Raw genomic sequence first — 21,943 nt, forward strand, 5'->3', positions numbered from 1 at the left:
TGGAAATACCGGGGAAATTCGGCTGAAAACTGCCCTGTGGCAATAGAACGGAAAGGCGGTCTTGTCGAGTGCTGCGGGACCTAGGGTCAGGACCTAGCGGCTGCGCGTCGTTGGAACGCCATGCGGCGCCAGAACCGGCACGAAGACGCGACGCGAGGCCCGGGCGGCAACCGGCAAGCCCTGATAGAGCCGCTTCTGCGCCTCGACGATGATGACGCCTGAGAAGGCCGGCCATAAGGTCCGTCCCACGCGGTCGAAGACACTGCGCAGACGCATCATCGTGCGAAGCTTTGAGGGCGGAAAGAACAATGCCTCCGCCGTCGCGCCGGGCGTGAAATTGGTTTCCCGCAGGAGATTCGTCAGCTGTCCTCGCGAATAGGGACGCCCCGAGCCAAACGGCGTGTGTTCCATGCGCGCCCAGACCCCGCGGCGGTTCGGTACGACAATGACCAGACGCCCGCCTGGTGCCAGCACCCGCCACAACTCCTTCAGGGTTTCCCGCGGGCTCTCGGCAAATTCGAGGGAATGGACCATCAAAACCCGGTCGATCGAGGAATCGGGCAGCGGCAATTCCTCGTCGAAGATCAGGGCCGTCGTGGAGAGCGCGCCCACCGGCCAATTCACGGCGCCTTGCCCTGCCGGCATGAAGGCAAAGGTTCTCTCCGTGTCGGGCTGGAAGCGATCAAGGAAGGGAACGACATAGCCCAGACCAACGAGACGTTCCTGCGGCAGCCGGACCCACAGCGAGGAGAGCGCCATGGCGATCGACTGCTCGGCAATGCGTCCGAGGTCGGAATGATAGAACTGGCGTAGGTCAACAATATCAGCGTGCATCAAGGCAAATGTTATCAGTGGGCGGTTGGACTTCAAGGCGGGACTCTCTACATTCCCGGTATACCCGCGATAAAGAGGCTGCCTGGGACTATGAAACCTTTGGATTTAGACGTTTTTCTCTGCCGTTCCGACAATTTCGGCGTGTTGGTGCACGATCCTGAAGCCGGCCTGACGGCGTCGATCGACGCGCCCGATGCAGCCGCAGTGGAGCAGGCTGCGTCCCGTCGCGGCTGGACAATCTCGCATATCTTCACCACGCATCACCATACCGACCACGTCGAAGGCAATCTCGCGCTGAAGGAGCAATATGGCTGCGAGATCATCGGCCCCGTCAACGAGGCCGTGGCGATCCCCGGCCTCGACAAGACCATGGCCGACGGCGATACCTTCCTGTTCGGCGACCATACGGTACAGGTCATCGAGACCCCTGGGCACACGGCCGGGCATATCTGTTACCACTTCATCGACGACAAGCTGCTCTTTGCCGCTGACACGCTGTTTGCGCTCGGCTGTGGTCGGCTCTTCGAGCGTCCGGCCGCCGATATGTGGCACTCGCTTCAGAAGCTTGCCGCGCTGCCCGACGAAACGGCCGTCTACTTCGGCCACGAATATACCCTGTCAAACGCGCGCTTTGCGCTCACCATCGATCCGGACAATCAGCGCCTGATAGTCCGTGCGGCCGAGATCGAGGCCCTGCGGGCCGAGAACAAGTTCACAATTCCGACGACGCTGGCGCTGGAGAAGGAGACCAATCCCTTCCTGCGCGCCGCCGACCCTGCGATCCGCCGCAACCTGCTGATGGAAACAAAGAGCAACGAGGAGGTCTTCGCGGAGATCCGCCGACGCAAGGACAATTTCTGATGTCCCCGGACGATATCATTCGCGAACTTGGAATGGAGCCGCATCCCGAAGGCGGCTGGTATGTGCAGACCTTCCGCGACACCGACGGTGGCTCGCGCGGACATTCGACGGCGATCTACTATCTCCTGAAGGCCGGCCAGCGTTCCCACTGGCATCGTGTCCACGACGCAGCCGAGGTCTGGCACTACTATGCAGGAGCGCCCCTTGCACTGCACCGCGCCGACGACGAAGGCAGACGTGAAACGCTGACGCTTGGCACCGACATCCTGAAAGGAGAGCGGCCGCAGGCGATCATTCCAGCCAACTGGTGGCAGTCCGCCGCAACGCTCGGAGATTACACGCTGGTCGGCTGCACGGTCGCACCCGGGTTCGAATTCTCAAGCTTCGAAATGGCGCCGCCCGACTGGAAGCCCGCCGCCTGATCATTCCGCGGGCGTGGCTTGCTCCGCCGTTGCGGCCTTCCGCCGAAACATGTCCTGCGCCGCCAGCACCGCCCCGCCTGTCACGAGCAGGCAGGCGAAGGCGATCCGCCAGCTTGGGTCGGCAAAGCCGAAGATAGTCAGGATGATCGTCGAAAGCAGGGGCGCGGCATAGCTCGCCGAGCCGAGGATCTGGATGTCGCCATTTTTGACGCCGAAATCCCACGCATAGAAGGCGGCACCCACCGGAAACAGGCCGAGGCCGAGAACACCCAGCCATTCAAGGCCCGTCTCCGGCCAGATCGTCGTCTCAAGGCCGAGGTGGCAGATCAGCGACAGGATAGAGGTCGCCATGCAGAAACCGGTGACGACATCGGTCGACACAGCATCGAACCGCCGCGTCAACAGCGAATAGCCGGACCACGTGAAGGCGCAAAGGAAGGCAGCGCCGTAGCCGACGGCATAGGCGCCATCGAAATTGATGCCGTTGCGCCCGACGATCAGGAAGGTGCCGCAAAGACCGGCCAGGGCGCCGACGATATGATACCAGCGCAGCCGCTCTCCCGGCAGCAGCGCCGATCCGACGACGATCAGCAGCGGCCAGAGATAGGCAATCAGCCCTGCTTCGACCGCCGGCGCATTGCGAAGCGCCGTGAAGTAGAGGAAGTGATAACCGAACAATCCCGCAATCCCGACGATCCAGACCTTGGCCGGCTGCTTGAGCAGCGCCAGCCGCGACGGATTGAGGGTCAGCACGACGATGCCGGGAATGCTGCCGATGGCAAAGCAGATTGCCGACAGCTGGAACGGCGGCATTTTGCCGGAGGCGGCCGTCAACAGCGCCAGAAACGACCACATGAGGATGGCCGTAAAGCCGATTAGCGTTGCCCGAAGCTTCACCTGCCCCCCTTTTGCGGAGACCCCTGCTCCGTCAGCTTGCGCCGTACTTCACGGCGGTGATCGTCACCGGCCCGTATTGCGTGGGAATACGGACGTAGACCGGAGCATATACATTTGCCGTATCCGACTTGGCAAACCAGATTTCCATCCGGCTGCTCTTGCTCAGATAGTCGATATCGCTGCGACCCTTCTTGTAGCCGGAGCGAGGGACGAACCGGACATTGCAGACCGTCGCCTTGCCGCTGAAGCCCGCCGTCGAGAAATTCTGCGCGCCCTTGGGAGAGAGCACCAGATCCATGCGCATCTCGCCGTCATAGATCGGCAGCTTCTGCGCGCAGACATTGGCATCTCCGGGGAAGATCAGACCTGAGATCGGGTCGAGGACGGAACGCATGTCGCTGGCCGGTACGTTGACCCAGTTCTTTGGCAGCCGGCGCGGCGGCTTGACTGTCGTCGAGGTGATATTGCCGTTGCTGTAACGCACTTCGTATGTCCGGGCGCGCTTGCCGCTCCTGTAGTAGAGATAGTAGCGGGATGCCTGTAGCCGGTCGCCGCGCAGCACGCCGTCGACGCTCGTCTTGGCGGAGATATTGGTGACGAGGTCGGCAAGGCCGGCCGAACTGATGTCACCAGATACCCTGTAGCTCTTGTCGTCCTCGATCTTCGTCAGGAAGGCTGCGCGCGCAATCGTCAAAATGCCAAGCGAAACCCTGTATTCCGTGCGATACACGATCTCGCTCGCCCCGGCCGGAATGGCCATCAGCGCAGCGACCGCGGAAATGAAAATGCGTTTGCCCAGATGAGCCATGAAATGAACCTTGTTCGGGCAGCTCGTAAAGCCGTTCATCACGGTCTATACGCCTGTCTCACGACGAAGCAAACACGAGCTTTTTGACAGAATTGCGGGAAATGCCAAGGTTTGGCTTGACGCGCACGGCCTGTCTGACTATAGAACCGCAACTTTCCAATCATGGCCTGTTGGATTGCTAGCCCGGTTTTGCGTGGGCGTGCAACTGATGGCCGAGAAAAACAAGAATAGGTGTTCCATGTCCCGCATGTGCGAATTGACCGGCAAGGCAGTCCTGACTGGTAACAATGTCAGCCATGCCAACAACAAGACCAAGCGCCGGTTCCTCCCGAACCTATGCCAGGTTACGCTGATCTCCGACGCGCTCGGCCAGCGTTATCGTCTTCGCGTTTCGGCTGCTGCTCTTCGTTCCGTCGAGCACCGTGGCGGTCTCGATGCCTTCCTGCTGAAGGCAAGTGAAAACGAACTGTCGATGCGCGCTCGTCTGCTGCGTCGCCAGATCGTCAAGAAGACTGCCGAAGCCGCTGCTGCGTAAGCTTCGACTGCTTCTTCTTTCATACGGCTTCAAAAGGCTTGCACGGATGATATCCGGACAAGCCTTTTGCTTTGCCGGCCTGTCCCTCGAACTGGTGGCATACCCCAGGATAAAAAAATGCTGACGACGCGCTTTACGCTTATCTATGTCACGCTGATGACGCTGGTCGTGGTCGCCTCGAACTTCCTCGTGCAGTTCCCGCTGAATGCCATGCTCGCCGGCATCAATCTGGCCGACATTCTGACCTGGGGTGCCTTCACCTATCCGGTCGCCTTCCTGATCACGGATCTGACCAACCGCCAGTTCGGCCCGCAGGCTGCCCGCAAGGTCGTCTTTGCAGGCTTTGCCGTCGGTGTGGCGCTGTCCTTCTATACCTCGGTTCCGCGTATCGCGATCGCTTCGGGTTCGGCCTATCTCGCCGGCCAGCTGCTCGATATCTCGGTCTTCAACCGCCTGCGCCGTCAGGCCTGGTGGCGCGCGCCGCTCGTCGGCTCGCTGATCGGCTCGATGCTGGATACAGTGATCTTCTTCTCCTTCGCTTTCGCGGCCTTCTTCGTCTTCATCGGGCCGAACAATCCCTTCGCGCTCGAACCCGCCCCGATCCTCGGCGTCTTCACTGCAGAGGCGCCGCGCTGGATTTCCTGGGCGATCGGCGACTTCGCGGTGAAGATGATCGTCGGCCTCGTGATGCTGCTGCCCTATGGCGCACTGATGAACGTGCTGCGCCCGATGCAGGCCGCCCCCGCGCGCTAAACAGGCGCCCGCCGCCCCCATTCTTAGCTATTCGGCGGAGCTCTTGCTCCGCCGTTTCTTATTATTGGCAAGGACCCCTGGACGGTTTGCCGAAAGATTCTCGCCGCGACACTTTGCTGCCACGCTCGAATGCAAAAAAATCTATGTATCCCATTGCGCGGCGGTGGTTGTTGATGACGTTTTTATGACAGAAAGTGTCGCAACCGCATCAAACAGGAGGCAAGCGTGAGCGAGAAGCGGAAGCGAGTTTATGAGGCGCTGTTGGACGGCGCGACGGAAGGTCTTTTTGGCAATGCGCTTTTCGATTTCGTGCTGGAACGATGTCCCAAGGCCACCAGCAAGAAGATCGTGCGTGCCTCTTTGCTGGCCCTGACCGATCCTGACGTCACCGACCGCAACGTTCTGCATACTATCTACGCGCTCGCCATCGCCCACCGGATGGATGAAGTCGGCTCTACCAACGATCCTGACGACGATGAGAATCCCACGGAAAAGAGCCCGGTGCTGCGGACGCTGAAGAAGAAGCGTACGTCCGCGTCGGCGCCAGTGGAGGCTAGCCAGATCTGAACCGGCGGCTTCAGGGCGGTGCATCACCAATGTTGCGGATGCACAACACCGTAAGCGAAGCGAAACGGCGAAAACCCTCGCCGCAATGTGTGACGGTTGACGACAAGATCGCCACAAACCTAGCAACCAAACTGAGCATCCAATACCACGACCCGGACGATGCCGACGACTATGTGGAAGGTTTCCTGCGCTTACGGCGGAACTCCTAAGGCGCACGTGCTCGGTTCGGGCTGCGCCAAGACACGCGCAGCCCGTGCTAAATTAGCTAATCGGCGGCTCCGACCTGGCGGCGCTGTCCAAGCTCCGCTCGCGGCGATTGCCGGTTGCGGCCGTACTGGCGTGGCGAGCAGCCCATCACCCGCTTGAACGCCGTGCTGAAGGCGGCTTCCGACTCGTAGCCGAGCGATGGCGCGATCAGGGAAATGGGTTCTCTGGAGTTTTCCAGCCGGTCTCCGGCGAGAAGCATGCGCCAATGCACGAGATAGTCCATCGGCGAGGTCCCGACCGTCTCCTTGAACCTGAGCGCAAAGGTCGAGCGCGACATGCCGGCGCGCGCCGCCAGTTCCTGCAGGGTCCAGCGGCGGGCCGGGTCGTCGTGCATCGCCGTCATCGCCGCACTCATCTGCTTGTCTGCCAGCGCAAAGAGCCATCCGACACCGGCCCGGGAACCGTCCGCGAGATGCAGCCGCAGCGCCTGAACCAGGATCATGTGCGCCAGGTGTTGCACGATCAGGAAGCCGCCCGGTTGCGGCTCGCGCAGCTCCTGCATCATCCGCTCCACCGACCAGCGCAGCGCCGCCTGGCCGGGCTCGTCCCTGATGAGGACGATGGGCGGCAGGATGCGAAGCAGCAGGCCCGCATGCGCGCCGGTCAGCGCAAAGCGGCTGCTCACCAGAAGGAAATCGTCGCCGCCATTGTAGGAGACGATGCCGCCCGTGCGCGCGCTCGCAAAGATCGTCGCCGCTCCGACCGGCGGCAGCGAAAGGTCCGTCGCCAGGCGAAAAGGACGGCCACTCGGCATCAGGAAGCAATCACCCGTCTGCAGCCGCACCGCCTCTGGCACGCCTTCCACCGAGAGCCAGCAATGGCCGGAAACCACGGCGCCGCATTTGACACCGTCTCGTTGATCGGGGAACTGGATCGACCACTCCCCACCCGCCTCGAAGCCCGCAGACAGGTAATTGCGGGGCTTCAGCAGAGACAGGACGTTTGACAGCGGATCCATGAGGCCATTCCGGACGATCGCGAAGATAATACGGACCTTATAGCATAGACCGTACTTTCCAGACATCTTACCTTGATCTGGACGAGGCCGCGGGGCGGCCCGAAATTCAGAGATAGCTGGGAGAAATCGATGCGTGTCTTCGTAACAGGCGCGACGGGATTTGTCGGCTCTGCCGTCGTTCAGGAGCTCATTGGCGCGGGCCACCAGGTCCTCGGCCTTGCCCGCTCGGATGCCGCTGCGGTATTGCTTGCAGCGGCCGGTGCTGCCGTGCATCGCGGCCGTCTTGAGGATCTGGAGAGCCTGCGCAGTGGTGCCGCTGCCGCCGACGGCGTGATCCATACCGGCTTCATCCATGACTTCTCCAGGTTCAAGGAGAACTGCGAGATCGACCGGCGGGCCATCGAGACGCTGGCTTTCACGTTGGCGGCGAGCGACCGCCCGCTGGTCATCACCTCAGGAACCGGGCTGCTCCCGAAAGGCCGGTTGACCACCGAGGAGGATGCGCCGACCGCCGCCTCTCCCCGCATCGCCTCCGAAGAGGCCGCCGCTGCCGCCGCATCGCGGGGTGTGCGCGCCATCACGATCCGCCTGCCTCCGTCGGTTCATGGCGACGGCGATCACGGCTTCGTCCCGCTGCTGATCGGCCTCGCCCGCGAGAAGGGCGTTTCGGTCTATACCGGCGAGGGGGGCAATCTCTGGGCCGCCGTGCACAGGTTCGATGCAGCCAAGCTCTACAGGCTGGCGCTCGAGAAGGGCAAGGCAGGCGCCCGCTATCATGGCGTCGCTGAAGAGGGCGTTCGCTTCCGGGAGATCGCCGAGGTCATCGGCCACCGGCTGAACGTGCCGGTCGTTTCCAAGTCTCCGGAGGAGGCGGCTGTACACTTCGGCTGGTTTGCGCATTTTGCGGCGATGGACAATCTCGCCTCGAGCAAGCGCACGCGCGAAGAAATGGGTTGGCAGGCAACCGGTCCGGGGCTGATCGCGGATATCGACCGGCGGTCTATTTTGGCGGCTGACGCCGGGCGGTCATTTCTGCAGGCGAGCCGTGTCGCCGGCTCGCGACTCCACCAGCCGGAACTCCAGCATCAGATTGCGTTGGAGGATGGAGTGATTGTCATCAGAGACGATCACCACATGCGTGGTCCCATCCTTGGCCGCGAAGACATCCAAGCCTTCCATATTGTCGATCTGATAGTTGAAGTCGCCCTGCAACAATATCTCGCCGTCCATAACAGCGCCGGGTCGGATGTCGGCAGCCTTGATGCGGCGGATGCGCATTCCGATGCCTTCTGCGACGTTGAAGCGGCGCTCCAGCAGCAGCAGGTCGCCATTCGGCAGGAAGGCTCCGTCCGTCGCGTCGAAATCGCCGTAATGGGCGAGCGACAGACGTCCCTTCAACGGCCCGTCCAGAATCGCTGCATAGGCATTGCCGTCGATGTCTAAGCTGCGTTCGGCGACGATCAACGTCCCGCCCTTGAGGGCACTGTCCACGGGCGCAATGGCGATGGTCTCAAAGCCGCGGTTGCCGCGCAGCGATCGGTTGGGGAACGGAATGGGAATGGTGTCGATCGCACGCGACGTCTCGAAGCCGGGGTCGGGATAGACGTCGACGCGGTGGTCCTGCTCGAAGGAAACGAGGATCTGGTCGCCATGCAGCGTGACACCCTCGGCATCCATATGCCCCTTGCCTTCAAAGCTCTCCCCGGCGCGATTCTTCATCGGGGTGATCGCGACATCGGCAAGGCCAGACAGGCGCCCCTGCGGATCGCGCTCGATGCGTCCGGTCATCCAGTGGCCGGTATCGAGCACGCCCACAAAATCCGTCTTGTCTGATCGAAAACGGATCGACGACAGCGAACCGAACAGCCGTTGGGGAGAGACCATCTCGAGCCCACCGAGGAATTCGACGGGGCCGAACCGGGTCGCGTCGGAGCCGATCTTGAAGTCAGTGATGACGCGGCTCCTGACCTCGACATCGCCATCGGCAAGCGCTGGCGGCATGGCGGCCGCCAGCGCAAGGGCGATCGATATCAGGCTGGCGAAAGGCTTCCGGAGCATCCAGAAAGCGTCCTTCGCGGTTAGCCGGCGCGGCGGAGGCGACCGCCCCGCGGCTGAACGGTCTTGTCTTCGAAGAGCGACGCAAGCTGCTCGGTCATGGCGCCGGCCAGCTCGTCCGCATCGACGATCGTCACCGCGCGCCTGTAATAGCGCGTCACGTCATGACCGATACCGATTGCCAGAAGCTCGACCGGCGAACGCGTCTCGATGCGATCGATGACGGCGCGCAGGTGTCGCTCCAGATAGTTGCCCGGATTGACCGACAGCGTCGAATCGTCGACCGGCGCGCCATCGGAGATCATCATCAGGATGCGTCGCTGCTCGCGGCGGGCAAGCAGGCGGTTGTGCGCCCAGATCAACGCTTCGCCGTCGATGTTCTCCTTGAGCAGGCCTTCGCGCATCATCAGGCCGAGATTGGCACGCGCACGGCGCCAGGGAGCATCGGCCGACTTGTAGATGATATGGCGCAGATCGTTGAGACGGCCCGGTGTCTGCGGCTTGCCGCCACCAAGCCACTTCTCACGCGCCTGCCCACCCTTCCAGGCCTTTGTGGTAAAGCCCAGGATCTCGACCTTGACGCCGCAGCGCTCCAACGTGCGTGCCAGGATATCGGCGCAGGTGGCCGCAACCGTGATCGGGCGGCCGCGCATCGAGCCTGAGTTATCGATCAAAAGCGTTACGACGGTATCGCGGAACTGCGTGTCCCGCTCCATCTTGAAGGACAGCGCCTGCATCGGGTCAATGATCATGCGCGTCAGACGCGCAGGGTCGAGGTATCCTTCCTCGAGATCGAAATCCCAGGAGCGGTTCTGCTGCGCCATCAGGCGGCGCTGCAGGCGGTTCGCGAGACGGCCAACCGCACCCTGCAGATGTGCAAGCTGCTTGTCGAGGAAGGCGCGCAAGCGCTCCAGCTCCGCGGCATCGCAGAGCTCTTCGGCAGTAATTGTCTCGTCAAATTCCTCGGTGAAGACGTGGTAATCGACCTTCTCGTTGAAGTCGTCGAAGGGGGTGTTCGGACGGCGGGTTTCGCCCGGCGTCTCGGAATCGTCCTCGCCTTCTTCCTGCATGTCGTCGTCGGAGATTTCGGCGCCTTCGGTGTCGCCGTCCTCCATCTGCTCGTCGGCGACTTCGCTGTCCTCCACGGGCGCAGCGTCGGAACCCGCCTCGTCATCGACCTCGTCCTGATCCTGCTCGTCGCCGTTCGGCTGGTCTTCCTGCTCCGAATCGTCGTCGGAATCGGGCTCGCTGTCATCGTCGCCATACTCTTCCGCCATCTCCATGGCCGAAAGCACGTTGCGGATTGCCTTCGAGAAGGCTGGCTGATCGTTGATGACGCCGGAGAGGTTTTCGAGTTCGGCACCAGCTTTCTCCTCGATGAACGAGCGCCAAAGGTCGAGGACCTTGCCGGCGGAAGCTGGCGGCTTCTCACCGGTCAGCTTCTCGCGCACCATCATGGCCATGGCCTCGCCGATCGGCGCATCCTCCTGTCGCTCGATGCCGGAGAAATTCGCCTTGGCGTATTTCTCATCGGTCATCGACCGAAGGTTTGCAGCAACGCCTTCCATGCGCAGCGCGCCGATCGATTCCACCCGCGCCTGCTCGACGGCGTCGAAGATCGCCCGCGCGTCGGAGCCTTGCGGCGCCATCGTCGCGTGCACCCTATCGTCGTGGCAGGCGAGCCTCAGCGCCATCGAGTCGCCGAGGCCGCGCGTGACCGCGAGTTCATGCATCGTCGGACGCTTGGAAAGCTCCGGCAGACGAATCCGCTCGGCAGTCATTCCAGGGCGTTCGTTGGCGAAGGTCACCTCGACGTCGCCATCGCCGGCAATCGCGCGAACGCTGCCGGTTATCGCCCGCCGCAGCGGCTCGACGTCGACTGGCGAGCCAGGCTTTGCTTTCGAATTGTCACCGCGAGCAGCCATGATCGGTCAGCCTTAGGCTTCCAGAACGATATTGGCCGCACTCTCCTTCAGCTCGACGCCGAAGGCGCGCTGATAGTGCTCGGCAACCAGCGGGCGCTCCAGTTCGTCGCACTTGTTGAGGAAGGTGACGCGGAAGGCAAAGGCGATATCCCCGAAGATCTCGGCGTTTTCTGCCCAGGTGATGACCGTACGCGGGCTCATGACGGTGGACAGATCGCCGTTCATGAAGGAGGCGCGCGTCAGATCGGCAACGCGAACCATCTTGGAGACCGTATCGCGGCCTTCCTTGTCCTTCTGGAACGTCTTCACCTTGGCAGCGACGATGTTCACCTCATGGTCGTGCGGCAGGTAGTTCAGCGTCGTGACAATCGACCAGCGGTCCATCTGCGCCTGGTTTATCTGCTGTGTGCCGTGATAGAGGCCGGTGGTGTCGCCGAGGCCGATCGTGTTTGCGGTGGCAAAAAGACGGAAAGCCGGGTGCGGACGGATGACACGGCTCTGGTCGAGCAGCGTCAGGCGGCCGGACGATTCCAGAACGCGCTGGATGACGAACATCACGTCGGGGCGGCCGGCATCGTATTCGTCGAAGACGAGCGCGACGTTGTGCTGGTAAGCCCAGGGCAGGATGCCGTCCTTGAATTCCGTGACCTGCAAACCGTCCTTCAGAACGATCGCGTCCTTGCCGACGAGGTCGATACGGCTGACATGGCTGTCGAGGTTGATACGCACGCACGGCCAGTTGAGGCGGGCGGCGACCTGTTCGATGTGCGAGGACTTGCCCGTGCCGTGATAGCCGGAGATCATCACGCGTCGGTTATGGGCGAAACCGGCAAGAATGGCGAGCGTGGTCTCGCGGTCGAAGAGATAATCGGTGTCGAGGTCCGGAACATAGGCGCTGCCCTGGCTATAGGCCGGCACGCGAATGTCGGAATCGATACCAAAGACCTCCCTGACCGAAACGGTGGTGTCCGGAAGCTCCGAAATATCAAGGTCAATCTTGCTCATCATGTCTCCAAGGCGGGTGACCGACACCCGACCATACTGTCTCAGCCCATATCGCAACCATGACGCCGCAGATTAGGTCCGCGCTCGCTCATGTCGGAACGTCGGCGATGCTTCTCCGGGACTGAAACGAAACCTCGGGGGCGATAATCTACCGCTAGCGAGCATTCTTGAACAAAGTCCCGGACAAGAAGCGCCGCGCCCGGAAGTGGCCAAGGCGCCTGTGGGACAAACGCAGAAAGTTATGCCGCGGTTGCCTGCGGCCTCAGCCGATTTGGGACCATACCTGATTGAAGACCAAGAGCAAGGACGGGAATTAACAAAAACCGTTCTGCTTCAATAATTGATAGGCCTGAATGACGGCGCGGAACCGTTCTTCCGAGCCGCGGTCGCCACCATTGGCGTCGGGGTGGTGCTTCTTGACCAGTTCCTTGTATCGGCTCTTGATCTCCGACGAGGTCGCACTGGCATCAAGGCCCATGGTGTCGAAAGCCTTGGTTTCCAGGCTTTTCAGCTTGCGCTGTTCGGGAAAACGGGGACCGCTTCCCTTGGTGCCGTTGACGAAGCCGAAGGGATCGCGCACGCGGTAGGAACCCGACCGCAGATCGGAATGCAGCGGGCTGTTCTTGGCGGCCTTGTTGACGCCGACCGTCCAGGTCGGACGATGCCCGGTTATCGCTTCCTTCTGGTAGCGCGCGATTTCGCCGTCGGAGAGGCCGGAGAAGTAGTTGTAGCCCTTGTTGTATTCCTTCACGTGCTCGAAGCAGAACAGAAAGAACTGTCCCTCGGCGTTGCGTCCGACGGGAGCGCGATGCACGCCTTTCTTGTCGCAGCCATCCCACTGACAGGAAGGGGGAGCCTGTTCGGTTTCCTGCTCGCGTTTGCGGCGGGTGCGGATGCGGTCGAAATATTTGGAATCGAGTCTCATGGCGGCACTAATTATGGGCCTGCGAAGAGGCGACAACAAGAATTGACAAACGGGAATGTTGCTGGCTTGGTGGGAACCTTTTTCGCAAAGCAACGAGACCATGACCCTGCAGACCCGCATTGAAGAAAAGTTGACCGCCGCGTTCGCGCCAGAGCGCCTGAGCGTGATCAATGAAAGCCATCTTCATGCGGGCCATCAGCCCGACATGACGGGGACCGGCGAGACCCACATGCGGGTGCGCATCGTATCCGCCAAGTTTGCCGGCATGCCACGACTGGCGCGACACCGTGCGATCACGGAGCTTTTGAAGCCAGAGCTGGATGCCGGATTGCATGCGCTCGCTGTCGAACCAGCAGCCCCCGGCGAAGCTGTGCGCTGGTAGCGGGTACAAGCCCATATATGGGTGTTCTGGTCGCTTTTTCCAATGCGACCCGATACGTCACGGTACCTTTTCAGCGGATCAGAAGCGCCGTCGCATAAAGCCCGAAGCCGAAGATGGTATGCGCCACCAGATTGAGGAAGCGCACCTTGTTCGGGTTCGGCGTCTTCGACGCCGCCCAGCCGATGCCAAGACCGGGCTGCAGCAGGAACCAGCCGGCACCAACGGTGACGATCGCCCAGATCCAGGCCGGCAGGAAAGTCGGCTCCGCCAGCCAACCCGGCCCGACGAGCAGCACGAGCAGAATGGCGTAGACAATGCCGACCGCATAATGGCCGATCCAGCCGAGCGCGAGTTCATGTTCGCAAGGTGCGGCGGTGCCGATATCGTCGTGGAAGACCTTGCCATTCTTCAGGTGCCAGAACCAGCGCCCGACCGGCGCCCAATTCGGCAGCGGGCCGCCCGTGGCTTTCGCAAGAACAATTGCCCAGATGTCCATAAGGACGGTCGCCCCGATGCCGATGGCGACAGAACGCCAGAAAATATCAAACATATCAAATCCATAATGGTGATGCCGGCGACGGACCCCTCTCCGGCGCGAGCAATAAAGGGACATCAGCCTGAAGCCGGACCTGCCTCGTTTTCCTCCGCCGGCCGGATACGAAGTTTCGTGATGCGGTTCTTTTCGCGCTTCATGACGATGAAGCGCTTTTCATGGAAGGTGAAGGCCTGCCGCTCCTCTGGGATGGTCATCGATTCGTGGATCACGAGGCCGGCGATCGTCGTCGCCTCCTCATCCGGCAGATTCCAGTCGAGGGCGCGGTTGAGATCGCGGATCGGGACGTTGCCATCGACCACGATCGAACCGTCCGCCTCCTGGCGCACGCCCTGTATGTCGATGTCGTGCTCATCGGCAATATCTCCGACAATCTCCTCGAGGATGTCCTCCAGCGTCACGATGCCCTGCACTTCGCCGTACTCGTCGACGACGACGGCGAAGTGCTGCTTGCGGCGCAGGAAGGCATTTAGCTGCGCTTCGAGACTGGTGCTGTCAGGCACGAACCACGGCTTCTGCGCGATCTTGACGATATCGAGATGTTCCGGCTCGGCATCGCGCTCGGCAAGCGCGCGCAGCAGATCCTTGGAATGAACCACGCCGATGATATTGTCCGTCGAGCCGCGCCAGAGCGGCATTCGGGTAAAGGGGCTTTCCAGGATCGTCCTTACGACCACCTCCGGCGGATCGTCCGCGTTGATCGCCCGCATCGCCGTGCGGTGGACCATAATGTCGGAAAGTTCGAGTTCACCGAGATCGAGGACGCCACCCAGGCGGTCGCGGTCTGCCTTGACGAACGATCCCTCGCGGTGCAGCAGATCGACGGTGCCGCGCAGTTCCTCGTGGGCCGAAAGCATTGAGGTCTCACGCGAGAGGTTGATACCAAAGAGCGACAGGAGCCAGCGCACGATCGCATTGACAAAGGATGACAGCGGGCCGACGACCGCGACGAACAGCTTAACCGCATAGGCGACATTGAGCGCGAACCGATCCGGCGTCGAAATCGCCCAGCTTTTCGGCAGCACCTCGGCGAAGATGACCAGGATGACGGTCATTGCGAGAGTGGCAAGCGCCACGCCGGAATTGCCGAACAGCCCGAGAAACAGGCTGGTCGCCAGCGACGAGGAAAGGATGTTGGCGAGATTGTTGCCGATCAGCAGCGCGCCGATCAGCCGGTCGCGGCGTTCGATGAGCCGCCGCACCAGCCCCGCGCGTTCCTCGCCATTGGCTTCGAGCGTGTGGATACGGCTGCGGGAGACCGCCGTCAGCGCCGTTTCCGAGCCGGAGAAAAACGCAGACATGAGCACGAGGGCCACGATGGAGACAATTTCCGGCCAGGATGCGGAAAGAAATGCCAGCGTGCCTTCGAGGGTCATTGCGGGTGTTTCTCCTTGAGGAAGCTCAGCACTTCCGAGGCGGGAACATCATTGGCGACAAAGGACTGCCCGATGCCGCGGGTCAGGATGAAGGTCAGTTTGCCGCCCTTCACCTTCTTGTCCTGGGCGATCGCGTCCATCAGCACTTCAGCAGATGGCAGCGTTCCTGGGATTTCTGCCATGCGCGTCGGCAGACCGACACCCTTCAGGTGGCTTTCGACACGGCGTGCGTCGTCCGGGCTCGCCAAGTTCATGCGCGCCGAAAACTCGTGCGCCAGAACCATGCCGATCGACACGCCTTCGCCGTGTACGAGACGCGAACTGTCATAGGCGGTGGCCGCCTCCAGCGCATGGCCGAAGGTGTGGCCGAGATTGAGCAGCGCGCGTTGTCCAGTTTCGCGTTCATCGGCCACGACGACATCGGACTTTGCCTGGCAGCTTGTGGCGATAGCCTCGATGCGGGCGGCACCGCCGGCAAAAACCGCCTGCCAGTTGGCTTCCAGCCAGGCGAAGAAATCCGGCTTGTCGATCAGGCCGTATTTCGCCACCTCGGCATAGCCGGCGCGGAACTCCCGCGCGCTCAGCGAATTCAGGACGTCGGTGTCGGCGAGCACGAGGTCGGGCTGATGGAAGACGCCGACGAGATTCTTGCCGCGCCGGCTGTTGATGCCTGTTTTGCCGCCAACCGAGGAATCGACCTGCGACAACAGCGAGGTCGGCACCTGCACGAAACGCACACCGCGGCGCACGATGCCAGCAGCAAAGCCGGAGAGATCGCCGATCACGCCGCCACCGAGCGCGATGACATAGTCGTTACGCTCAATCCGCGCTTCAAGGACCTTGTCGCAAACGGTCATCAGGTGCTCGAAGCTCTTGGTCTTCTCGCCCGCCGGCAGCACGAGGGTTGCCGAGGCGATGCCTGCCGCCTCGAGGCTTTGGACCAGCGCCTCAAGATAAAGCGGCGCCACGTGCTCATCGGTGATGACGGCCGCTTTCCGGCCCTTCAGGCGCGACGCGATCTCTGCACCGGCGCGGGCGATCAGGCCTGGTCCGATCAGGATATCGTAGGCGCGCTCGCCGAGCGGCACGTGAACCTTGCGTTCAAAGGCGGAGGCAATCGCATTCATCAGGCTGCACTTTCGGTTCGGGCATCGATCACGGCTTGGAGAACCTCATCCGCCATCAGTTCCTTGCGCACATCGCGCGAGAGGACGGTGAGGTCGGCGAGCTCGTAGATCGGATAACGCGCGTTCATCAGGTTTTCGAGGGTCTGCTTGGGGTTCTCGGTCTTGAGCAACGGCCGCGTATCGCGCTTGCTGACCCGCTCCCAGAGAACGTCGAGGTCCGCCTTCAACCAGATGGAGACGCCGCCCTTCTTGATATGCTTGCGCGTCCGGTCGTTGATGAAAGCGCCGCCGCCGGTAGAGACCACGCGCGGACCATTCTTCAGCAGGCGCTTCATCACGCGGGTTTCAAGCGCGCGGAACTCTTCCTCGCCGTAAGCGGCGAAGAGCTCGCTAATGGACATGCGCGAGACCTTCTCGATCTCGGCGTCGCTGTCGACGAAAGGGATGCCGAGCTGATGGGCGACGATCCGACCGACGGAGGATTTGCCTGCGCCCATCAATCCGACCAGGATCAGATTGCGAGAACCGAGCGCAGCACGAGCCCTGTCTTTCAAGCTTTCGGCAACGGTCAGAACTGGGTCGCTCATTGGTCCATTCACACTTTGTTTGCGAACGGTATCGACAAATGCAGGTGTAGCGTCAAGTCGCGGGTAAGGGAAACGTGGTTCAAATGCGCCTTCTTGCGCTTGCAAACATGCTTCTTCATAAAGAAGCAGAGCCATGGAGTTGCTGAATGCCGAGTTTGTTCCGTTTTCTCGCCGTTTTGGCGGTCATCGCCGGTGCGATATACGGAACGATGTGGGCACTTGTTGTTTTCGTGGAGCCGCAGGAGCGCGACGTGACGATCCGTATTCCGTCCGAGCGGATCAACCCTCCGTCGACCGGCGCCATCAACCGATCCAAGAAGTGAGACGATGAAGGATCTCGGCTGGGTTCACGTCGAAGCCTTTCTGGAGATGATGAGCGCGGAGCGGGGTGCGGCCGCAAATACGCTCTCCTCCTATGAGCGCGACCTCGACGATCTGCACGCCTTCCTGAACGGCAAAGGCGTCCGCCTGATGGACGCGGCGTCGGCGGATCTTTCGGCCTATCTCTCCTCACTCGCTGCCCAAGGGTTCAAGCCTTCCTCCCAAGCGCGGCGGCTGGCTGCGATGCGCCAATTCTACAAATTCCTCTATGCCGAGGGCCTGCGCACCGACGATCCGACCGGCGTTCTCGATGCGCCGAAGAAAGGCAGGGCACTGCCGAAGACGATGGGCGTCGACGAGGTCGGCAGGCTGCTGGAGCAGGCCGAAACCGAAGCTCAGGATCCTGCGCCCGGCCAGCTGCAGCGACTTCGGATGCTGGCTCTTCTCGAACTGCTCTACGCGACGGGGATGCGCGTCAGCGAGCTTGTTTCGCTTCCCGCCCGTGTGCTCGATCAGGACGGACGCTTCCTGATGATCCGCGGCAAGGGCAACAAGGAGCGGCTTGTGCCGCTATCGCATTCGGCAATCGCGGCGCTGAAGCTTTATGGTCGCATGCTCGCCGCCGAGAACGTCGCCGCCAAGGTTCCGCAGGAAAGCCCTTGGCTGTTTCAGGCTGCATCCAAGGAAGGCTATCTGCCGCGGCAGGTTTTCGCGCGTGATTTGAAAAATCTTGCGATCCGCGCGGGCCTCACCCCATCTATGATCTCGCCGCACGTCATGCGGCATGCATTTGCAAGCCATCTTCTCGCTAATGGCGCGGATCTTCGCGTCGTTCAGGAGCTGCTTGGGCACTCAGACATTTCAACCACGCAAATCTATACGCATGTGTTGGAGGAACGGCTTCAACAACTGGTCCAAACGCACCACCCCCTTGCCAAACAGGCCAAAAAGCAGGAATAGGACCGGCAACAAAGGGCGCGCTCATAAAAGGCCGCCCCGGCAAAAGGAACGGAAACGCACCTCATGCACAACTATCTCGACTTCGAAAAGCCGATCTCCGACCTCGAAGGCAAGATCATCGAACTGAAGAAGCTCGCCTCAGAAGACGAGAGCATCGACACATCCGATGAAATCGGCAGGCTCGAAGTTCGCGTTCGCGAAGCGATGGTCGACATCTATTCGAAGCTCAACGCCTGGCAGAAGACGCAGGTTGCGCGCCATCCGCAGCGACCGCATTTCGTCGATTATGCCAAGACGCTGTTTCAGGAATTCACGCCGCTCGCCGGCGACCGCAAGTTTTCCGAAGACGCCGCGATCCAGGCAGGGCTTGCCCGCTTCCGCGGCCAGCCTGTCGCCGTTCTCGGTCAGGAAAAGGGCAACGACACGAAGAGCCGCCTGAAACACAATTTCGGCAGCGCACGTCCGGAAGGCTACCGTAAGGCGATCCGCATTCTCGAGATGGCTGACCGCTTCGGTCTCCCCGTCATTACGCTCGTCGATACGGCAGGCGCCTATCCGGGCGTCGGCGCCGAAGAGCGCGGCCAGGCCGAAGCCATCGCCCGGTCGACGGAAATGTGCCTATCGGTAAAGGTGCCGATCGTTTCCGTCGTTATCGGCGAAGGTGGTTCGGGCGGCGCGATTGCAATCGCCACCGGCAACCGCGTCTACATGCTGGAGCACGCAATCTATAGCGTGATTTCGCCGGAAGGCGCGGCCTCGATTCTCTGGCGTGATTCCGCCCGCGCCAGGGAAGCCGCCACCAACATGAAGATCACGTCTGACGATCTGAAGTCGCTCGGCATCATCGACGGTATCATCAGCGAGCCGCTCGGCGGCGCGCATCGTGATCCGGACAGCGTGATCGCTGCGACAGGTGATGTCATTGCCAATGCTCTCGGGGAACTTTCCAATCGCACGGGAGAGCAGCTTCGCAACGATCGCAGGCAGAAATTTCTCAACATGGGCCGCAATTTGTAGTACACAAACGCCGCTGCGCTGTGAATGAGGCCAAACCTTGGCCACAATAATGTTATCAATAACTTTCCTACTTGCGGGGACGCGCGCTTCATAGGCTGCTAAGAGTTTGTGAACCATAGTCAGCCTATGATTCGCTCCGCGCTCGTTGAGGCCGGGTTGCATACTGTTGATGGGCTATTTTGAATGCGCATTCGTCATTTTGCTTATGTTTCCCTGATGGCGCTGGCCTTGGCCGGGTGCAACGATGCATTGGAAACCGCTCAGGTGGACCTCTCGAGGGTCAAGAACAAGGTCGAGCAGCCGCTGCCGCCGCGTATCCTGTCCGAGATCTCCGCCAAGGGCATGCAGCGCAATTCGCCGATCATGATCCGCATCTTCAAGGAAGAAGGTGCGCTGGAGATCTGGAAGGCGAAGACCGATAATCGCTTCGACAAGATCGCCGACTATAAGATCTGTGCCTGGTCGGGCCGCCTTGGTCCGAAGGTGAAAGAGGGTGACCGGCAGGCGCCGGAAGGCTTCTACAACCTGAGCCGCGCCAACCTGAATCCGAATTCGAAGTATTATCTCGCCATCAACACCGGCTTTCCGAACCGCTATGACGCGGTCAATGGCCGCAGCGGCACCAATCTGATGATCCATGGCGCCTGCTCGTCGTCAGGCTGCTATTCGATGACCGACCAGCAGGTGCTTGAGATCTATGCCTTCGCCCGTGATGCCTTCGCCGGCGGCCAGTCGACGGTGCAGCTTCAGGCCTTCCCCTTCCGCATGACCGCGGAGAACATGGTGCGGCATCGCCTGAACCCGAACATCGAGTTCTGGAACATGCTGAAGGTCGGCTACGACAACTTCGAGGTCACGAAGCGACCTCCTGAGGTGAATTTCTGCGAGAAGAAGTACGTCTTCAACCAGCAGGCAACCGACAACGCCACCTTCAATCCGGCCGGAGCGTGCCCGGCAATGTCGACGCCGCCGGCGCTGACGGCCGCCCTTGCCTCCTACGGCAAAACCTACGACGCCGACTATTCCAAGGCCATGAAGAAGTATGACGGCATGGCCTGGTACGATCCGAGCGAGGCCGAACGCAAGGCTGTGGTCGCCAAGCTGCGGAAGGGTCGCGAGCTCGCCTATGCACCGACCGGCACCTCGCTCGAAGCGGGCAAGATGGTCAAGGTCGCAGAACTCGAAGAAATGGCGGCCAGCAAGACCGCGTCCACGGTGGCCGCCAATGCAGCGCCCGGCGCTGCGCCGGCGACGCCCGAAGCAAAGGCGATCGCAGTCGCCGCCGCCGTTCCGGCCCAGGTTCCCGTCCCCACGCCAAGCCCCCTGGCATTCGCGCCGGTGGAGCAGTCGGTGCCGGTGGAGGTCGCCTCAAAGAAACCGTTCTGGAAGTTCTGGGGCAAGGATTGATGGCGTGAGCGCCATTCTCTATGATCTGCGCGGCCTCAAGTGCCCGCTTCCGGTGCTGAAGACACGCCGCAAGATGTCCTCCCTGCCGAAGGGTGCATTGATCCGCGTCGAAACGACCGATCCGCTCGCCGGAATAGACATCCCTCACTTCTGCAACGAAGACGGCCACGAGCTCATCGAGGCCGAAAAGACCGAGGCCGGCCACCGCTTCCTCATCCGCAAGGGATAGATCAGAACCGCATGCCCGGCACGGCGAGCGGATTGTCGTTCAGCGCCGTCCGATCCGGCGTATCGACACCCGGCTTGCCGAGAAACGCATCGAACAGATCCTTGACGAAGGCTTCGGGCAAATCCCTGGTGATCAGCACCATGCGCGTGCGGCGGTCCTCAGGGTCAGGCCAGGCCGGCAGACGGGACGGCGGGTGGAAGATGCTCTGCACGCCGTGAAGCACCAGCGGTCGATCTGGCCGGTCGGATACCGCGACGATCGCCTTCATCCGCAACAGCTTTTCGCCGTGCGCCGAACGCAAGAGATCGATGAACATATCGAGCGCCATCGGGTCGATTGGCTTGTCCTCGACGATCGAGAAGGACCGGATCGAGGAATCGTGGCGGTTCACGTCATGCGGGTCCTGATGATCGTGTCCGTGATGATGATGGTGATGATGTCCGTCAGCGCCATGGTGATGGTGTTCATGGTGGTGCGCATCATGCGCATCCTCATCCCGCAGCCAGCGACCGACGTCGGCGATCTTGGTTGCCGGATCATAGAGACCATTGACCAACACACTCGCCTGTCCGGCTTCGGCGCTGTCGGCATCCATCAGCGCCGCACGCGGGTTGAGTGCATCAAGACGCGCTTCCAGCGCCCGCAACACCTCCGGCGGCACCATCGTCCGCTTGGCGATGAGCAGCCGATCCGCAACTGCCGCCTGCTTGACCGCTTCCTCGTGATTGTCGAGTGTCTGCGAACCGTTGACCGCATCGACCACCGTCACGATGCCGTCGAGATCGAAATTGGTGGCGATGATGGGGTTGCCCATGATCGCCTGCATGACCGGTGCCGGATCGGCAAGCCCCGTCGTCTCGATGACGACCCGGTTGACCGGCTTGACGCGACCGGTCTGCACCGCATCCATCAGGTTTGCCAGCGTATCGACCAGCTCGCCGCGCACCGTGCAGCAAAGGCAGCCATCCGAGAGCTCGATGATCGCGTCACCTGAGCTTTCCACCAGCAGGTGATCGATGCCGACGTCACCGAACTCATTGATGATGACAGCGGCATCCCTCATCGCCGGATCCTTGAGGATGCGGTTCAGCAGTGTCGATTTGCCGGCACCCAGAAAGCCGGTCAGGATGGTGACCGGTATCCGATCGGAAGCAGCGCTCATCTCAAACTGA

24 protein-coding genes and 1 pseudogene are annotated in these 21,943 nt (G+C 61.5%); 12 read left to right on the top strand and 13 right to left on the bottom strand.

Translation table 11 applies throughout. The features are described from left to right. Nucleotides 1-93: 93 nt before the first annotated feature. On the bottom strand, nucleotides 94-870 hold the full coding sequence (locus LPU83_RS57340) for a class I SAM-dependent methyltransferase (RefSeq protein WP_024316187.1): 777 nt from the start codon (nucleotides 868-870) through the stop codon (nucleotides 94-96). Between the two features lie 54 nt (nucleotides 871-924). Here LPU83_RS57340 and gloB point away from each other — a divergent pair, with 54 nt between their 5' ends. Both gloB and LPU83_RS57350 read left to right on the top strand, forming a co-directional pair. Further along, entirely contained in the window at nucleotides 925-1,695 is a 771-nt protein-coding gene (gloB, locus tag LPU83_RS57345) for a hydroxyacylglutathione hydrolase (RefSeq protein WP_024316186.1), read from the top strand. Beyond that, nucleotides 1,695-2,117 (top strand): cupin domain-containing protein, encoded by a 423-nt coding sequence (locus LPU83_RS57350; protein WP_024316185.1) that lies wholly within the window; start codon nucleotides 1,695-1,697, stop codon nucleotides 2,115-2,117. The genes gloB and LPU83_RS57350 overlap by 1 nt, the downstream gene beginning before the upstream one ends. Here the strand turns inward: LPU83_RS57350 and yddG are convergent, their stop codons facing one another. Continuing rightward, nucleotides 2,118-3,014, bottom strand: a complete 897-nt coding sequence (gene yddG, locus LPU83_RS57355; protein WP_024316184.1) for an aromatic amino acid exporter YddG — start codon at nucleotides 3,012-3,014, stop codon at nucleotides 2,118-2,120. Nucleotides 3,015-3,045: 31 nt separating this feature from the next. After that, complete coding sequence (locus LPU83_RS57360) at nucleotides 3,046-3,822, bottom strand: DUF3108 domain-containing protein (protein ID WP_024316183.1); 777 nt, start codon at nucleotides 3,820-3,822, stop codon at nucleotides 3,046-3,048. 238 nt (nucleotides 3,823-4,060) lie between these two features. Between LPU83_RS57360 and rpmB the strand changes: the two genes are divergently transcribed. The 3 genes from rpmB (at nucleotide 4,061) to LPU83_RS57375 (ending at nucleotide 5,677) form a co-directional block, all read left to right on the top strand. Continuing rightward, a complete protein-coding gene (gene rpmB / locus LPU83_RS57365; RefSeq protein WP_024316182.1) occupies nucleotides 4,061-4,357 on the top strand; it encodes a 50S ribosomal protein L28 in 297 nt (98 codons plus the stop codon). Between the two features lie 117 nt (nucleotides 4,358-4,474). After that, nucleotides 4,475-5,110: a queuosine precursor transporter gene (locus LPU83_RS57370; protein WP_037070094.1), complete on the top strand. Its 636-nt coding sequence runs from the start codon at nucleotides 4,475-4,477 to the stop codon at nucleotides 5,108-5,110. 225 nt (nucleotides 5,111-5,335) lie between these two features. Further along, nucleotides 5,336-5,677, top strand: coding sequence for a hypothetical protein (locus tag LPU83_RS57375; protein WP_024316180.1), 342 nt, complete (start codon nucleotides 5,336-5,338; stop codon nucleotides 5,675-5,677). A 265-nt stretch (nucleotides 5,678-5,942) separates the two neighbouring features. Here LPU83_RS57375 and LPU83_RS57380 read toward each other — a convergent pair whose 3' ends face one another. Then, nucleotides 5,943-6,902 (bottom strand): AraC family transcriptional regulator, encoded by a 960-nt coding sequence (locus LPU83_RS57380; RefSeq protein ID WP_024316178.1) that lies wholly within the window; start codon nucleotides 6,900-6,902, stop codon nucleotides 5,943-5,945. 129 nt (nucleotides 6,903-7,031) lie between these two features. Here LPU83_RS57380 and LPU83_RS57385 point away from each other — a divergent pair. Next, a pseudogene (locus LPU83_RS57385) lies at nucleotides 7,032-7,898 on the top strand (SDR family oxidoreductase); the annotation flags it as partial. A 30-nt stretch (nucleotides 7,899-7,928) separates the two neighbouring features. Here the strand turns inward: LPU83_RS57385 and LPU83_RS57390 are convergent. From LPU83_RS57390 to LPU83_RS57405, 4 genes are all read right to left on the bottom strand, one after another. Continuing rightward, nucleotides 7,929-8,960, bottom strand: a complete 1,032-nt coding sequence (locus tag LPU83_RS57390; protein WP_024316176.1) for an esterase-like activity of phytase family protein — start codon at nucleotides 8,958-8,960, stop codon at nucleotides 7,929-7,931. Between the two features lie 20 nt (nucleotides 8,961-8,980). Next, entirely contained in the window at nucleotides 8,981-10,882 is a 1,902-nt protein-coding gene (gene cobT, locus LPU83_RS57395; RefSeq protein ID WP_024316175.1) for a cobaltochelatase subunit CobT, read from the bottom strand. A gap of 12 nt (nucleotides 10,883-10,894) precedes the next feature. Further along, on the bottom strand, nucleotides 10,895-11,887 hold the full coding sequence (cobS, locus tag LPU83_RS57400; protein ID WP_024316174.1) for a cobaltochelatase subunit CobS: 993 nt from the start codon (nucleotides 11,885-11,887) through the stop codon (nucleotides 10,895-10,897). 313 nt (nucleotides 11,888-12,200) lie between these two features. Then, nucleotides 12,201-12,812, bottom strand: coding sequence for a J domain-containing protein (locus tag LPU83_RS57405; RefSeq protein WP_024316173.1), 612 nt, complete (start codon nucleotides 12,810-12,812; stop codon nucleotides 12,201-12,203). Nucleotides 12,813-12,912: 100 nt separating this feature from the next. On the opposite strand from LPU83_RS57405, the gene LPU83_RS57410 reads away from it, so the two are divergent. Further along, nucleotides 12,913-13,194: a BolA family protein gene (locus tag LPU83_RS57410; RefSeq protein ID WP_024316172.1), complete on the top strand. Its 282-nt coding sequence runs from the start codon at nucleotides 12,913-12,915 to the stop codon at nucleotides 13,192-13,194. Between the two features lie 70 nt (nucleotides 13,195-13,264). Here the strand turns inward: LPU83_RS57410 and LPU83_RS57415 are convergent, their stop codons facing one another. From LPU83_RS57415 to LPU83_RS57430, 4 genes are all read right to left on the bottom strand, one after another. Then, nucleotides 13,265-13,744 carry a DUF2938 domain-containing protein gene (locus LPU83_RS57415; RefSeq protein ID WP_024316171.1) on the bottom strand — a complete coding sequence of 160 codons (480 nt, stop codon included), beginning with the start codon at nucleotides 13,742-13,744 and terminating at the stop codon, nucleotides 13,265-13,267. Nucleotides 13,745-13,806: 62 nt separating this feature from the next. Next, nucleotides 13,807-15,123 carry an HlyC/CorC family transporter gene (locus LPU83_RS57420; protein WP_024316170.1) on the bottom strand — a complete coding sequence of 439 codons (1,317 nt, stop codon included), beginning with the start codon at nucleotides 15,121-15,123 and terminating at the stop codon, nucleotides 13,807-13,809. Further along, a complete protein-coding gene (aroB, locus tag LPU83_RS57425) occupies nucleotides 15,120-16,250 on the bottom strand; it encodes a 3-dehydroquinate synthase (RefSeq protein WP_024316169.1) in 1,131 nt (376 codons plus the stop codon). The genes LPU83_RS57420 and aroB overlap by 4 nt, the downstream gene beginning before the upstream one ends. Continuing rightward, on the bottom strand, nucleotides 16,250-16,837 hold the full coding sequence (locus tag LPU83_RS57430) for a shikimate kinase (RefSeq protein WP_024316168.1): 588 nt from the start codon (nucleotides 16,835-16,837) through the stop codon (nucleotides 16,250-16,252). The genes aroB and LPU83_RS57430 overlap by 1 nt, the downstream gene beginning before the upstream one ends. Before the next feature lie 146 nt (nucleotides 16,838-16,983). On the opposite strand from LPU83_RS57430, the gene LPU83_RS73145 reads away from it, so the two are divergent. The 5 genes from LPU83_RS73145 to LPU83_RS57450 all read left to right on the top strand — a co-directional run bounded on the left by LPU83_RS73145 (nucleotide 16,984) and on the right by LPU83_RS57450 (nucleotide 20,771). After that, on the top strand, nucleotides 16,984-17,160 hold the full coding sequence (locus LPU83_RS73145) for a hypothetical protein (RefSeq protein ID WP_024316167.1): 177 nt from the start codon (nucleotides 16,984-16,986) through the stop codon (nucleotides 17,158-17,160). 4 nt (nucleotides 17,161-17,164) lie between these two features. Next, nucleotides 17,165-18,118, top strand: a complete 954-nt coding sequence (gene xerD, locus LPU83_RS57435) for a site-specific tyrosine recombinase XerD (protein ID WP_024316166.1) — start codon at nucleotides 17,165-17,167, stop codon at nucleotides 18,116-18,118. Nucleotides 18,119-18,181: 63 nt separating this feature from the next. Then, nucleotides 18,182-19,135 (top strand): acetyl-CoA carboxylase carboxyltransferase subunit alpha, encoded by a 954-nt coding sequence (locus LPU83_RS57440; RefSeq protein ID WP_024316165.1) that lies wholly within the window; start codon nucleotides 18,182-18,184, stop codon nucleotides 19,133-19,135. Between the two features lie 183 nt (nucleotides 19,136-19,318). Further along, nucleotides 19,319-20,542, top strand: a complete 1,224-nt coding sequence (locus LPU83_RS57445) for a L,D-transpeptidase family protein (protein ID WP_024316164.1) — start codon at nucleotides 19,319-19,321, stop codon at nucleotides 20,540-20,542. A gap of 4 nt (nucleotides 20,543-20,546) precedes the next feature. Next, entirely contained in the window at nucleotides 20,547-20,771 is a 225-nt protein-coding gene (locus LPU83_RS57450) for a sulfurtransferase TusA family protein (protein ID WP_024316163.1), read from the top strand. A 1-nt stretch (nucleotide 20,772) separates the two neighbouring features. Here LPU83_RS57450 and LPU83_RS57455 read toward each other — a convergent pair whose 3' ends face one another. Continuing rightward, nucleotides 20,773-21,933, bottom strand: a complete 1,161-nt coding sequence (locus LPU83_RS57455; RefSeq protein WP_024316162.1) for a CobW family GTP-binding protein — start codon at nucleotides 21,931-21,933, stop codon at nucleotides 20,773-20,775. Nucleotides 21,934-21,943: the final 10 nt, after the last annotated feature.

Origin of the sequence: Rhizobium favelukesii, from assembly GCF_000577275.2 — a bacterium.
Classification (GTDB): Bacteria; Pseudomonadota; Alphaproteobacteria; order Rhizobiales; family Rhizobiaceae; genus Rhizobium; species Rhizobium favelukesii.